This window comes from Tenacibaculum tangerinum, assembly GCF_029853675.1.
GTDB lineage: Bacteria > Bacteroidota > Bacteroidia > Flavobacteriales > Flavobacteriaceae > Polaribacter > Polaribacter tangerinum_A.
The window spans coordinates 2,220,181-2,233,128 of record NZ_CP122539.1; the positions used below are offsets into that span (position 1 = coordinate 2,220,181).

Genomic DNA, 12,948 nt, shown 5'->3' on the forward strand with positions numbered 1-12,948 from the left:
AAGCATGATAAAAAAAGAACTATATACTTTTTTAATGCTGACTTTTTTAATCAGCTGTTCTTCAAAAGAAGAAGAGAACGCCTATACACCTATTCCAGCGAATTTAGAAATTCCTGAGATATTTCAACAAAAAATAATAGCTCCTGTTATACCAACCACCAATCCTTTAACAGAAGAAGGCATTGCCTTAGGCAAAAAGTTATTTTTCGACCCACTTTTATCAAAAGACAATACCCAATCTTGCGCTAGTTGTCACGACCCTAAAAATGCTTTTACCGATACTGCTCGTTTTAGTGAAGGCGTCAATGGCAAATTCGGAAAACGAAATTCGATGCCACTGTTTAATTTAGCGTGGAATTTTGACGAGCGATTTATGTGGGATGGTAGAGAACTCAGCATCGAGCGTCAAGCATTTGTCCCTGTTCGCAATCCAATTGAAATGCACAGCGATTGGAAAAATGTAGCGAAAAAACTACAAGAGCATACCGAATATCCAACACTTTTTCAGCAAGCTTTCGGAACTTCTAAAATAGACTCTACCTTGGTTACCAAAGCCATTGCTCAGTTTGAAAGGACTTTAATTTCAGGAAACTCAAAATTTGACCAATACCTCTTGGGAAAAGTTGAATTAACCCCAGAAGAACAAAACGGATTTAATGTTTTTATGGACGAAACTAGAGGCGACTGTTTTCACTGTCACGGAAGTAACAACAATCCTTTATGGACAAATAATAAATTCCATAACAACGGTTTAGATGAAACTTTTACTGATATGGGTTTAGGTGCCGTTACTGGCGACCCTAACGACAACGGAAAATTTAAAACCCCTTCTTTACGAAATTTAAAATTCACTGCTCCATACATGCACGATGGCCGATTTGCCACCTTAGATGAAGTAATAAACCATTATTCTGAAGGATTAAAAAAGTCTTCAACCATCGACCCGCTAATGAAAAAAGTCAATCAAGGAGGTGTGCAACTTTCTGAAAAAGACAAAGCAGCTTTAAAAGCTTTTCTTCTAAGTCTTACCGACAATAGTTTTGTAAACAATCCTAATTTCCAACAATAATCTTCTAAAAATCAGCAAATAGAAATAACATATAAACAATTTTTATCGCTTAATAATTATATTCATTTCAAAAAATGATATAAATCATATTTTGTCATTATCTTTGCAACTCATTTAGATTTAATCTATTTAAACGATGATAAAAGTTTCAGATACAGCAAAAAAGAAAGTCATTGAATTAATGACCGATGACGGATTTGATACTACAACCGACTTTGTTCGTGTTGGCGTGAAAAGCGGCGGTTGTTCAGGATTATCATACGAATTGACTTTTGACAAAACCCAACAAGAAAACGATAAAGTTTTTGAAGATAACGATGTGAAAATTGTGGTTGACAAAAAAAGTTTTTTATACTTAGTCGGAACAACTTTAGAGTATTCTGGAGGTTTAAACGGAAAAGGATTTGTATTTAACAACCCGAATGCTAACAGAACTTGTGGTTGCGGAGAGAGTTTTTCTCTTTAGTTAGAAAGTGAAAAGTTAGAAAGTGAAAAGTTAGAAAGGAAAAATGTTAAATTATGGGAAAGTTTAGTTCTTTTGAAGAGATTATTTCTTGGCAAAAAGCAAGAGAATTAAACGTTGACATTTATAAAATAACTAATTCTTGCGATTTATTTTTGAAAGATTATGGATTACGGGATCAAATAAGAAGAGCGAGTATATCTATTTCTTCTAATATCGCAGAAGGGTTTGAAAGACAAACAACAAAGGAATTTATTCGTTTTTTATATATCGCAAAAGCATCAGCAGGAGAAGTTCGATCTCAGCTATATGTAGCTTTTGATATCAATTACATAGCTAAAAACGAATTTGAACAATTAAAAATAAAAGTAAATGAGGTTTCAAAATTGATTAGTGGATTGTTAAAATACCTACAGTCAACTTTGTAACTTTTACACTAAGAACTTTATAAACTATTATGAAGTACACCGAAGACGATTTAAGAGAAGAGTTAAAAACCAAAGAGTACGAGTATGGTTTTTATACCGATATTGAAAGTGACAAGTTTCCTAATGGTATAAACGAAGATGTCGTTCGTGCCATTTCTAAAAAGAAAAACGAACCAGAATGGATGACTGAATGGCGTTTAGAAGCTTTTAGAATTTGGGAAAAAATGGAAGAGCCAGAATGGGCGAACGTTACCTATAAAAAACCTAGTTTTCAAGATATTTCTTACTACTCAGCTCCTAAAAAGAAACCTAAATTAAATAGTTTAGATGAGGTTGATCCTGATTTACTAGAAACTTTTGAAAAGTTAGGAATCTCTTTAGAAGAACAAAAAAGACTAGCAAATGTAGCCGTTGATATTGTGATGGATTCTGTGTCAGTCGCTACTACCTTTAAAGAAACACTGGCAGAAAAAGGAATTATTTTTATGCCTATCTCTGAGGCCATTCAAGAGCACCCAGAATTGGTAAAAAAATATATTGGTTCGGTGGTACCACCGACCGACAATTTTTATGCTGCCTTAAACTCTGCTGTATTCTCAGACGGATCTTTCTGTTACATTCCAAAAGGCGTTCGTTGCCCTATGGAATTATCTACCTACTTCCGTATCAATGAAGGAGGTACAGGTCAGTTTGAACGTACTTTGGTAGTTGCTGACGAAAGCAGTTATGTTTCGTATTTAGAAGGATGTACTGCCCCACAACGTGACGAAAATCAACTACACGCAGCGGTGGTTGAATTAATTGCTTTAGACGATGCTGAAATAAAATATTCAACCGTTCAAAACTGGTTCCCTGGTGATTCAGAAGGCAAAGGGGGCGTTTTTAATTTTGTTACCAAAAGAGGATTGTGCGAAACCAATGCTAAAATTTCTTGGACACAAGTAGAAACAGGGTCTGCAATTACATGGAAATACCCGAGTTGCATTTTAAAAGGAAACAATTCTGTTGGTGAGTTTTATTCAATTGCAGTTACCAACAACCACCAGCAAGCAGACACAGGTACTAAGATGATTCACTTAGGAAAAAACACCAAGTCAACTATTATTTCTAAAGGAATTTCTGCTGGTAAATCACAAAATAGTTACCGTGGTTTAGTACAGGTTAATTCTAGAGCAGAAAATGCACGTAATTTCTCACAATGCGATTCATTATTAATGGGAAATGAGTGCGGTGCACATACGTTCCCTTATATAGAAACCAAAAATAAATCAGCTCAAATCGAGCACGAAGCGACTACAAGTAAAATTGGTGAAGATCAATTGTTTTATTGTAACCAACGTGGTATAGATACCGAAAAAGCCATCGCACTAATTGTAAACGGATTTAGTAAAGAAGTATTAAATAAGTTACCCATGGAATTTGCTGTAGAAGCTCAAAAACTACTAGAAATAAGTTTGGAAGGAAGCGTAGGTTAAAATTAAAATTTGAACCGTTTAGTCGTTAAACGATTACAATGTTTAAACGATTACACAAATAGAAATTAAACGATTACACATACCAGAAAATGTTAAAAATAGAAAATTTACACGCACAGATAGAAAATAAAGATATTCTTAAAGGAATTAACTTAGAAGTAAAAGCAGGAGAGGTTCACGCAATTATGGGCCCGAACGGTGCAGGTAAAAGTACCTTATCATCTGTAATTGCTGGTAACGAAAATTATGAAATGACTTCTGGTTCTATTGAGTTAGACGGTGAAGATATTAGCGAATTATCTCCAGAAGAAAGAGCGCATGCAGGAGTATTTTTATCGTTTCAATACCCAGTAGAAATCCCTGGTGTTACAGTTACCAACTTTATTAAAACGGCTATTAACGAAACTCGAAAAGCAAAAGGCTTAGAAGAAATGCCAGCCAAAGATATGCTTAAGAAAATTCGTGAAAAATCAGCATTATTAGAAATTGATCGTAAATTCTTATCACGCTCGCTAAACGAAGGATTTTCTGGTGGAGAAAAAAAACGTAACGAAATTTTTCAATTGGCTATGTTAGAACCTAAACTAGCTATTTTAGATGAAACAGATTCTGGTTTAGATATTGACGCTTTACGCATTGTTGCCAACGGAGTTAATAAGTTAAAAACGAAAGAAAATGCCGTGGTAGTTATTACCCACTACCAACGTTTATTAGAATATATTGTTCCTGATTATGTACACGTTTTACACGATGGAAAAATCGTTAAAACCGGTGATGCTTCTCTTGCTTTAGAGCTAGAAGAAAAAGGGTACGATTGGATAAAAGAAGAGGTAAATAGTTAGAAAGGTTGAAAAGTAAAAAGTGAAAAATGCCCACAAAACAAGCATCTTTTCAACTTTACAAACTTTTATACTTTATAAACTTTACAACTAAAAACAATGGAGTTGAGAGAAAAAATATTATCATCATACGTAGCTTTTGAAGACAGTGTAAACATCAATTCAGATTTACATGACATAAGAGCAAAAGCCTTCCAAAATTTTGAAAAACTAGGCTTTCCAACAAAAAAACTAGAAGCTTGGAAATACACTTCTTTAAATTCAGTTTTAAAAGAAGATTACAGCATCTTTCCAGACAGAGATGTTTCTGTGGCATTTGCTGACGTAAAGAAGTATTTCATTCACGAAATAGACAGTTATAAAATTGTATTTATTGACGGAAAATACAGCTCTTTTTTATCAACAACTACGCATGATGGAAAAGACGTTTGTTTACTATCTGCTGCCTTTTCAAAAGACAAATACAAGCCTCTTATTGAAAAATATTTTAATAAAATTGCCAAGCAAGATAATTTAACCTCACTGAATACTGCTTTTGCTACCGAAGGAGCATATATTCACATCCCTAAAAATATCGAGGTTGAAAAACCTATTCAGATAATTAATTTCACTACAGGTAAAGAGCATGCCACCATGTTACAACCTCGTAACTTAATTGTTGTAGAACAAAATGCACATGTTCAAATTATAGAACGTCACCAAAATCTTAGTAATAATGCTGTATTAACAAATTCGGTAACCGAAATTTACGCTGATACTCATGCTACCGTAGATTATTATAAGATTCAAAATGACACTAATGAAGCTTCTTTGGTTGACAATACCTATATTGAGCAACAAAAAGAAAGTACTTGTTCTGTACATACGTTTTCTTTTGGTGGAAATATTACCCGAAACAACCTAAACTTCTACCAAAAAGGAGAACACATTAATTCTATCTTAAAAGGAATTACCATTATTGAAGGAAAACAACATGTTGACCATCATACTCTAGTAAATCATATAGAGCCTAACTGTGAAAGTCACCAAGACTACAAAGGCATTTATGCCGATCGTTCTACAGGAGTATTTAACGGTAAAGTTATTGTTGAAAAAGAAGCACAGAAAACCAATGCATACCAACAAAACAACAATATTTTAATAAGCGACAAAGCAACCATTAATGCAAAACCTCAATTAGAAATTTTTGCTGATGATGTAAAATGCTCTCATGGTTGTACCATTGGTCAGTTAGACGATCAAGCATTGTTTTATATGCAACAAAGGGGTATTCCTAAAAAAGAGGCCAAAGCTTTATTAATGTATGCATTTGCAAATACCGTTTTAGAAAGTGTTAAAATTCCTGAAGTAACCAAAAGAATTACCAAATTAATTGCCAATAAATTAGGTGTAAATATAGGTTTTGAATTATAATATGATTTTTTTTCTATCTTTATAGAAAAACATTTATTATGAACAAAACTATTAAATCAGTATTATTAATTGCTGGTATTATAATTCTAATCTATGGAATTTATACACTTATCCAGCCAGAAGCTCAAGTTTCAATCGGAGATGTAGACTTGGTGAAAGCTCAAGACAACACCAACTCATACATAACTATTGCTGTTGGTATTATTGCTATAGCAATTAGTTCTTTAGCTGGAAAGAAATAAAGAGCGTATGTTTCTATTAACAAAAAAAGCCACTTTTTTAAGTGGTTTTTTTGTTAATTAACTTTTTTTTGTAATGATTAGATAAAACGTTCGTCAAAGTTGGTATACTAATTTTTTTTGAAATGCGAAAAACAATTATCCTAACTTTTTTACTTCTTTTTGTAAGTATACAATCCCAAGCACAAACCGATGTGTATAATGCGCTGCTTAAAACGTATGTTGACTCCGAAGGAAACATAGATTATAAAGGATTAAGAAAAAATCGCGCTGTTCTAGATATTTACATTAAACACTTAGAAAATACCATACCAAGCAATAAATGGTCGTCTAACCAAGCGAAAGCTTTTTGGATTAATGCCTACAATGCCTACACTATTAAATTAATTGTAGATAGTTATCCCTTAAAAAAGATTACCGATATAAAACGTAAAGGAAGAAATGCTTGGAAAATTCCTTTTGCTTCGGTTGGTAAAAAACTATATTCGTTAGATTATATTGAACACAAGATACTTCGTAGATGGCATGACGATCCAAGAATTCATGCAGCCTTAAATGCAGCCTCTAAATCTGGTCCTCGTTTCCCCAACTTTGCGTTTACTGAAAAAAATATAGAAGATAGTTTAGAAAAGCTGATGAAAAGTTTTATCAACGACCCAAGCAAAAATAAAATTTCTTTAACAAAGTTGGAAGTTTCAAAGGTGTTTCAGTGGTATCAAGAAGATTTTACGGTTCAAAATACTTTGGTAGATTATATTAACAAGTACTCAGATATTAAAGCTAATGACAATGCTGAAATTATTTACTTAGAGTACGATTGGAATTTGAATACCAAATAATATTCCCTTTTAATAAATACATATATCAATATTCCCTAAACAGAAGAAACTGTAGGCTTCCCCTTTTTAGGACACCTTAAAATTCGACAAATAATTATTATTTAGGTCAGATTTGATGAAGAATTTAAATTCTTCATCAAATCTAGGCATATATTCTTTAGGTGATTTGTTACCTAAAGATTGATGTAGATGATTAAAGTTGTAATCTTCTCTCCATTGATTACTTATCTTTTGAAGTTGGTAGCTATCATTAAAATAATAAGCATCTAGTATATCCTCTCTAAAGAAGCGATTAAAACGTTCTATATATCCATTTTGCATTGGTTTACCTGGTTGTGTGTATCTAATTTCTATAAAGTTCTTTTTACACCAGTTCATAAATGTTTTTGAGATAAACTCAGGACCATTATCACATCTTACATACCTAGGTGTTCCAATTTCTTCTTTTAAATATTCTAATGTTTCTACAACCGCTCTTGCTGGATAAGAAAGTCCAGCGTTAATGGCTATTGCTTCTCTGTTACAGTCATCGATCACGTTAAAAATACGCACTTTCCTTCCATCAGTAAGCGCATCACTCATGAAATCCATACTCCAACACTCATTTAATACATTAGGTACTTCTAAGTGTTGTTCTATACGAGCAACCAAGCGTTTTTTATATTTACGCCTCAAACTAAGTTTCATTTCACGATACACTCGTAAAACACGTTTTCTGTTCCATTTTAGACCTTCACGACGAATCTTGTAATAATATTCATCAAAACCACGAGTAGGATAGGCTTCTGCTAGCTCACTGAGTTTATCAATAACTTCACTATCATCCCTTTTACTCTTGAACGTGTAAGTCCTACAACTTTACAAGCACGTATTACAGGTACTAAATACTCTTTGACCAAATAGTTTACTCGAGCTCTTTTGTCGGAAGGTCTTAAAACTTTTTTGATAAGATGTCTTTTAGCATCTTATTATCAAGACTTATATCCGCATACATCTGTTTGAGTCGTAGATTCTCAGCTTCTAAGTCTTTTAGACGTTTGAGTTCCTGCTTTTCCATGCCGCCGTATTTCTTGCGCCAATAATAAAATGTACTCTTATCAATACCTAATTCTCTGGATAAATCTCCTACAGATCTTCCTTGTTCATTCTCCTTGAGAGCCTTAATGATTTGACTCTCGCTAAATTTGCTGCTTTTAATAATGACAGTTTGAAGTTAAAGTTAGTAAATTCGAATTTATAACTGTCCTGTTTTTCGGGAAGCCTACACCAGAATTCAAAAGAAATTACAATCAGAAGGCTTTGTTTATCGTATTTCCTACATTGGTAGATTAATGCAGCAAATGGGATTAAAAAGTATTTTAAAGCAGAAACTTGTTATAACTACCCAATCAAAACACGATAATCCAGTAGCTAAAAATATACTTAATAGAGATTTTACAAGTACTCAAATAGGTCCAAAATGGGTATTTGACATTACTTATATCCCAGTAGGTCAACGTTAGAACTACTTAACAACCATTATCGATTTAGCAGATCGTAAAGTAGTGGGTTGGACTTTGAGTGAAGATATGACCACAGAAAACACCGTGTATCCAACTTGGATTAAAGCTCGAAATACACGTGCTATTGAAAACAATCTTATTTTTCATTCCGATAAAGGAGCCCAATACACCTCTAATAAAATAGTTCGACTATTAAATATCAATATAAAAGTAATACAAAGTATGAGTAGAAAAGGTAATTGTTGGTATAATGCATTAGCAGAATCCTTTTTTAAAACTATTAAATATGAATACCTAAATCAATATCAATTTGAAAACCATCTACATCTTTATCAGTGTTTCGAAAGATATATATTGTGGTATAATACAGAAAGAATACATTCAGCTTTAGGATATATGACTCCTTTGGAAATGGAAAGAAAATTAACAGAATATAAATATAAACAAGTGGCTTAGAAAAATTGTACCAAACTTAGTAGGTAGTCCACATCGTGACTATAAGGTAATAGGCTCAACTGATATTGGGTATAAGTCTTAAAAACTACTTTTTTAATCATTCTTAAAGTTAATAACTAACTCTATCAATAACAAAAAAGACTGCCTTTTCAGACAGTCTTTTTTTATGAAGCAATGGTATTATTTGCCTTATTCGTTCGAACAATAGCTTGTTCGTTTTTCCAATCAATCCATTTTTGCCCCTTCATACGACGCATCATATTATCAATCGTACGCATAATAAACACATTGTAAATAGCTTTTCCTAAATTTTTAGGGTTACGAGCAATAGCACGCAGACTCATCGAAAAACCTGGTGTTATATAACGCATATAATGCCAGTATCCTTCAGGCATATACAACACATTTCCATGCTCTAATTCAGCAACATACCCTTTGGCATTTTTAAGCGCAGGCCACTTCTCAAAATCAGGATTATTAAAATCAATATCTTCACGAGTAATTAAAGAATGCGGAATTTTATACAAGTACTTGTTTTGCTTTTGATCAAACAAAATACACTTCTTCTTCCCTTCAAAATGAAAGTGAAAAATGTTTGCTAAATCAATATCATAATGCATAAAAGTGTACGAATCACGCCCGCCAAAAAACAACATAGGCAAGCCTTTCATTAAACGCAAGCCAAAATCAGGAAACGTGAAATCTTTTTGCAATTGCGGCACCTCTTTTAAAATATTCCACAAGAAAATTCGGAATTTTGTAGGCTCACGTTTTAATAAATCTACATACTCACTCATTTTCATAGTAGCATGAGGTTCGTTAAAACCATCTTTATAATCTACAGGCCTATCATCGTATAAAGGAACTGTTATATCACCCGCAACCTCTTTCATATAATCTAAAGACCATTTGTTGTATGCTGGCCAATCTTCGATAAAACGTTCAATTACCACAGGCTTTTGTGGCTTAAAGTAATGTTTGATAAAGTCTTCTTTGGTAATGGTTTCTACTCTATCAATTGGAGAAAGATTTAATCCCATGACTTGCTATTTAAAATGGCAAAGTTAAGAAATTGTTACGACGTTTTTATTCTTAAATTCGTGCTATAAAGCATTAAAGAAATGATAGAGTTGTCAGAAGAATTTTGGAATAATAAATATCTAACCAATAAAACAGGATGGGATTTGGGAGCAATCTCCAATCCGCTAAAAGAATATAGCAATCAATTAGCAGATAAGAACCTTAAAATTTTAATACCAGGAGGCGGAAACTCGTACGAAGCAGAATATTTATGGAACAAAGGATTCAAGGATGTTTTTGTAGTCGATATTGCTTCAGCACCTTTACAAAGAATTCAGAATAGAGTTCCAAACTTTCCGAAAGAAAATTTGATTCACGCTAATTTTTTCGAGCTACAAGGAACTTTTGATTTGATTATCGAACAAACTTTTTTCTGCGCTATCGACCCAAAACTACGTCAAACGTATGCCCAAAAAGCACACCAATTATTAAGAGATAAAGGAAAACTAGTTGGATTATTGTTTGATGCAGTATTAAATAAAGACCATCCACCTTTTGGAGGAAGTAAAGAAGAATATGAAAAATATTTCACACCGTATTTTACAGGAAGTATGCAACCTTGCTACAACTCATCAGAAGGTAGAAAAGGAATGGAGTTGTTTGTTAACATGATAAAAAAATAAGGACATTTAAAAAATAATTGAAAATCGTCATTGCGAAGGAGTTTACGACTGAAGTAATCTCATTTTCGACAAAAAAGATTACTTTTTCGAAACATCGGAATCGCAATGACGTTTGTAAAATATTAAGCTCTTATTTCTTTCGCCTCTTTCTTTTTTTGTTCGTTACGCTCAATCTTATGGTCAGGTCTTGTCCATTTTGGTTTCTCACCTAACGATTGGTATTGTGAGTTTTCTGCTTCAACAGATGCTCTTTGTTCATGCTTAAAGAAAGGCTTTTGCGTGTTTAAACCTAAGTCTTTAAACATTTTCATATCCTCGTCAATATCGGGGTTCGGAGTGGTTAATAATTTATCTCCTGCAAAAATTGAGTTTGCTCCGGCAAAGAAACACATTGCCTGACCTTCTCTACTCATTTGCGTTCTACCTGCTGACAAACGTACTTGAGAATCTGGTAAAACGATACGAGCAGTGGCAACCATACGAACCATTTCAAAAATGTTTATAGGTGGCTGCTCTTCTAACGGAGTACCTTCAACTGCAACTAAGGCATTGATAGGCACAGACTCAGGATGTGGAGAGAAACGAGTTAAGGTTTCTAACATTCCAGCTCTGTCTTCTAACGATTCTCCCATACCAATAATACCCCCAGAACAAACCGTTACATTGGTTTTTCGTACATTTTCAATCGTATCTACTCTATCTTTAAAAGCACGAGTAGAAATTACATCGTCGTAATACTCTTCAGAAGTATCAATATTATGATTGTAAGCATACAAACCAGCTTCCGCTAAACGTTTTGCTTGGTTTTCGGTAACCATACCTAAGGTACAGCAAACTTCCATATCTAGTTTATTAATAGTACGTACCATTTCTAACACTTGGTCAAACTCTGGTCCGTCTTTTACATTTCTCCAAGCAGCACCCATACACACTCTTGATGAACCACCTTCTTTAGCACGTAAAGCTTGCGCCTTAACTTGGTTTACAGTCATCAAATCATTTCCTTCTATATCGGTATGGTAACGGGCTGCTTGCGGACAATATCCACAGTCTTCAGAACATCCACCAGTTTTTATAGAAATTAAGGTACTTACTTGTACTGTATTCGGGTCATGGTATTTTCTATGTATCGTTGAAGCTTCGTACAAAAGCTCCATTAGAGGCTTATTGTATACTTGTAGAATTTCTTCTTTCGTCCAATCGTGTCTGATTTCGTTCATAAATAGGTGTTGTTTGTGCGGTAAAAATAAAAAATTCCGCCACGAAAGCGGAATTTTATGAGTCTTATTTTTCTTCGGAAGGAGAATCGCTTTTGTCGATTACTTTTGTGTGTTTTTTGCAGTAATTAAAACAGAAACGGCATTTCCACCAAAACCAACTGCATTGACCAATATTTTGTGAAGTTTTTTTGGTTTTTGTTGAGGTGCAGCAAAAGGAACTTCAATTACTTGTTGATGTTGTAACATGAGTAGGGCCAATTCTAAACTCAACAAGCCAGAAGCACCGAATGTATGACCGAGTTTCCATTTATTAGTGGTTAAAAACGGTGTTTTTTTAGAAAACACTTTTTGAATCGCATTAATTTCTGATTGGTCTCCTTTAATAGTTCCTGGTGCATGCATTACAATCGCATCAATTTCATTTGGTGAAATAGTACCCAACGCCATTTTCATTGATTTCTGAAAACATTCAGCGTCGGTTGTTACCGAGGTGTTGTGTTGTAATATCTCTGTTGCATACCCAACCCCTTCAATAAAAGCGATGGCATTTTCTTTATTCCCTCTTTCTAAACAAAATACCGAAGCCCCTTCGCCTAAAACCATCGTGTTTTTGGTTTTAGTAAGGTCAAAAGATTTACATGGATAGTTACTATTTTCTTTCGTATACACTTTTAGCGCTTGCATTTGCGCAATGGTGAAATTGGTTAAGGAAGCTTCGCTGGCACCGATCATAAATTTTTCTGACATTCCCGATTGTAACCAAGCAATTCCATTAAGCAAAGAATGCAATCCCGTCGAACAAGTAATAGAATGTGAAATTTCTGGTCCGTTACTCTGTAAATCGTGTGCAATCCATGAAGAAATATTACCTAAAGTAGTAGTAGGAGAACTTAAGGTAGATGATTTTCTTGTTTTTAAGAACTCCTTATGGTATTTTTCAAATAGCGAGGTAGCTCCGCGAGAAGAACCGATATTAATTCCGAAATTATCTGAAGACTTCCAGTCAGTTTGTTCCATTGCTTTTCTAGCAACAAAAAGTGTATATACAACCGAAGGGTCTAAATTTTTATACTTAGAATCAGCATTTCTTACATTTTCAATAGCAGATTTATCTTCATCGGTTAATTGTGCTACCCAAGCTTTAGAACCTTCAAATTCTTTACTACTTAAAAAATGTTGATTGTTTAGGTAGTTTTTCCATATTGTCTCCGGAGTGCTTCCTAAGGCAGAAACTGATGCAAAAGATGTTATTGAGATAAGGTGTTGCATTTTTTTCATTTTTGTCATGCTGAATTTTATTTC

The 12,948-nt window shown here is 33.8% G+C and carries 13 protein-coding genes and 2 pseudogenes; 10 read left to right on the plus strand and 5 right to left on the minus strand.

Annotation, left to right across the window (positions count from 1 at the left end; genetic code table 11):
- The first annotated feature begins 4 nt into the window (after positions 1 to 4).
- The 8 genes from P8625_RS09790 (at position 5) to P8625_RS09825 (ending at position 6,765) form a co-directional block, all read left to right on the plus strand.
- Positions 5 to 1,069 carry a cytochrome-c peroxidase gene (locus tag P8625_RS09790; protein WP_279650282.1) on the plus strand — a complete coding sequence of 355 codons (1,065 nt, stop codon included), beginning with the start codon at positions 5 to 7 and terminating at the stop codon, positions 1,067 to 1,069.
- Positions 1,070 to 1,205: 136 nt separating this feature from the next.
- Positions 1,206 to 1,535, plus strand: a complete 330-nt coding sequence (locus P8625_RS09795) for a HesB/IscA family protein (RefSeq protein WP_279650283.1) — start codon at positions 1,206 to 1,208, stop codon at positions 1,533 to 1,535.
- 53 nt (positions 1,536 to 1,588) lie between these two features.
- Positions 1,589 to 1,960: a four helix bundle protein gene (locus P8625_RS09800; RefSeq protein ID WP_279650284.1), complete on the plus strand. Its 372-nt coding sequence runs from the start codon at positions 1,589 to 1,591 to the stop codon at positions 1,958 to 1,960.
- Between the two features lie 29 nt (positions 1,961 to 1,989).
- The gene (gene sufB, locus P8625_RS09805; protein ID WP_279650285.1) at positions 1,990 to 3,435 is read left to right on the plus strand and encodes a Fe-S cluster assembly protein SufB; all 1,446 of its coding nucleotides are present in this window, start codon (positions 1,990 to 1,992) and stop codon (positions 3,433 to 3,435) included.
- Between the two features lie 89 nt (positions 3,436 to 3,524).
- Entirely contained in the window at positions 3,525 to 4,277 is a 753-nt protein-coding gene (gene sufC / locus P8625_RS09810; protein WP_279650286.1) for a Fe-S cluster assembly ATPase SufC, read from the plus strand.
- A gap of 96 nt (positions 4,278 to 4,373) precedes the next feature.
- Positions 4,374 to 5,687 (plus strand): Fe-S cluster assembly protein SufD, encoded by a 1,314-nt coding sequence (gene sufD, locus P8625_RS09815; RefSeq protein ID WP_279650287.1) that lies wholly within the window; start codon positions 4,374 to 4,376, stop codon positions 5,685 to 5,687.
- A gap of 38 nt (positions 5,688 to 5,725) precedes the next feature.
- Complete coding sequence (locus tag P8625_RS09820; RefSeq protein ID WP_279650288.1) at positions 5,726 to 5,929, plus strand: hypothetical protein; 204 nt, start codon at positions 5,726 to 5,728, stop codon at positions 5,927 to 5,929.
- Between the two features lie 122 nt (positions 5,930 to 6,051).
- Positions 6,052 to 6,765 (plus strand): DUF547 domain-containing protein, encoded by a 714-nt coding sequence (locus P8625_RS09825; RefSeq protein ID WP_279650289.1) that lies wholly within the window; start codon positions 6,052 to 6,054, stop codon positions 6,763 to 6,765.
- A gap of 66 nt (positions 6,766 to 6,831) precedes the next feature.
- Here P8625_RS09825 and P8625_RS09830 read toward each other — a convergent pair.
- Positions 6,832 to 7,587, minus strand: a pseudogene (locus P8625_RS09830) (IS3 family transposase); the annotation flags it as partial.
- 109 nt (positions 7,588 to 7,696) lie between these two features.
- Positions 7,697 to 7,966 carry a transposase gene (locus P8625_RS16365; RefSeq protein WP_407704775.1) on the minus strand — a complete coding sequence of 90 codons (270 nt, stop codon included), beginning with the start codon at positions 7,964 to 7,966 and terminating at the stop codon, positions 7,697 to 7,699.
- 52 nt (positions 7,967 to 8,018) lie between these two features.
- Here P8625_RS16365 and P8625_RS09835 point away from each other — a divergent pair.
- Positions 8,019 to 8,723, plus strand: a pseudogene (locus tag P8625_RS09835) (IS3 family transposase); the annotation flags it as partial.
- Positions 8,724 to 8,887: 164 nt separating this feature from the next.
- Here P8625_RS09835 and P8625_RS09840 read toward each other — a convergent pair.
- A complete protein-coding gene (locus P8625_RS09840; RefSeq protein WP_279650290.1) occupies positions 8,888 to 9,763 on the minus strand; it encodes a cupin-like domain-containing protein in 876 nt (291 codons plus the stop codon).
- A gap of 81 nt (positions 9,764 to 9,844) precedes the next feature.
- Between P8625_RS09840 and P8625_RS09845 the strand changes: the two genes are divergently transcribed.
- Complete coding sequence (locus P8625_RS09845) at positions 9,845 to 10,426, plus strand: methyltransferase domain-containing protein (protein WP_322790476.1); 582 nt, start codon at positions 9,845 to 9,847, stop codon at positions 10,424 to 10,426.
- 122 nt (positions 10,427 to 10,548) lie between these two features.
- Here P8625_RS09845 and bioB read toward each other — a convergent pair whose 3' ends face one another.
- Together bioB and P8625_RS09855 are read right to left on the minus strand one after the other, a co-directional pair.
- Entirely contained in the window at positions 10,549 to 11,646 is a 1,098-nt protein-coding gene (gene bioB, locus P8625_RS09850; protein ID WP_279650291.1) for a biotin synthase BioB, read from the minus strand.
- A gap of 99 nt (positions 11,647 to 11,745) precedes the next feature.
- The gene (locus tag P8625_RS09855; RefSeq protein ID WP_279650292.1) at positions 11,746 to 12,915 is read right to left on the minus strand and encodes a beta-ketoacyl synthase N-terminal-like domain-containing protein; all 1,170 of its coding nucleotides are present in this window, start codon (positions 12,913 to 12,915) and stop codon (positions 11,746 to 11,748) included.
- Between the last annotated feature and the right edge of the window lie 33 nt (positions 12,916 to 12,948).

What these genes read in the sequence shown, in the direction of transcription:
- P8625_RS09820 (WP_279650288.1), top strand. Translation starts at nt 5,726, where the DNA reads ATGAACAAAACTATTAAATCAGTATTATTAATTGCTGGTATTATAATT.
- P8625_RS09845 (WP_322790476.1), top strand. Translation starts at nt 9,845, where the DNA reads ATGATAGAGTTGTCAGAAGAATTTTGGAATAATAAATATCTAACCAAT.
- P8625_RS09795 (WP_279650283.1), top strand. Translation starts at nt 1,206, where the DNA reads ATGATAAAAGTTTCAGATACAGCAAAAAAGAAAGTCATTGAATTAATG.
- P8625_RS09790 (WP_279650282.1), top strand. Translation starts at nt 5, where the DNA reads ATGATAAAAAAAGAACTATATACTTTTTTAATGCTGACTTTTTTAATC.
- bioB (WP_279650291.1), bottom strand. Translation starts at nt 11,646, where the DNA reads ATGAACGAAATCAGACACGATTGGACGAAAGAAGAAATTCTACAAGTA.
- sufD (WP_279650287.1), top strand. Translation starts at nt 4,374, where the DNA reads ATGGAGTTGAGAGAAAAAATATTATCATCATACGTAGCTTTTGAAGAC.
- P8625_RS09825 (WP_279650289.1), top strand. Translation starts at nt 6,052, where the DNA reads ATGCGAAAAACAATTATCCTAACTTTTTTACTTCTTTTTGTAAGTATA.
- P8625_RS09800 (WP_279650284.1), top strand. Translation starts at nt 1,589, where the DNA reads ATGGGAAAGTTTAGTTCTTTTGAAGAGATTATTTCTTGGCAAAAAGCA.
- sufB (WP_279650285.1), top strand. Translation starts at nt 1,990, where the DNA reads ATGAAGTACACCGAAGACGATTTAAGAGAAGAGTTAAAAACCAAAGAG.
- sufC (WP_279650286.1), top strand. Translation starts at nt 3,525, where the DNA reads ATGTTAAAAATAGAAAATTTACACGCACAGATAGAAAATAAAGATATT.
- P8625_RS09840 (WP_279650290.1), bottom strand. Translation starts at nt 9,763, where the DNA reads ATGGGATTAAATCTTTCTCCAATTGATAGAGTAGAAACCATTACCAAA.
- P8625_RS09855 (WP_279650292.1), bottom strand. Translation starts at nt 12,915, where the DNA reads ATGCAACACCTTATCTCAATAACATCTTTTGCATCAGTTTCTGCCTTA.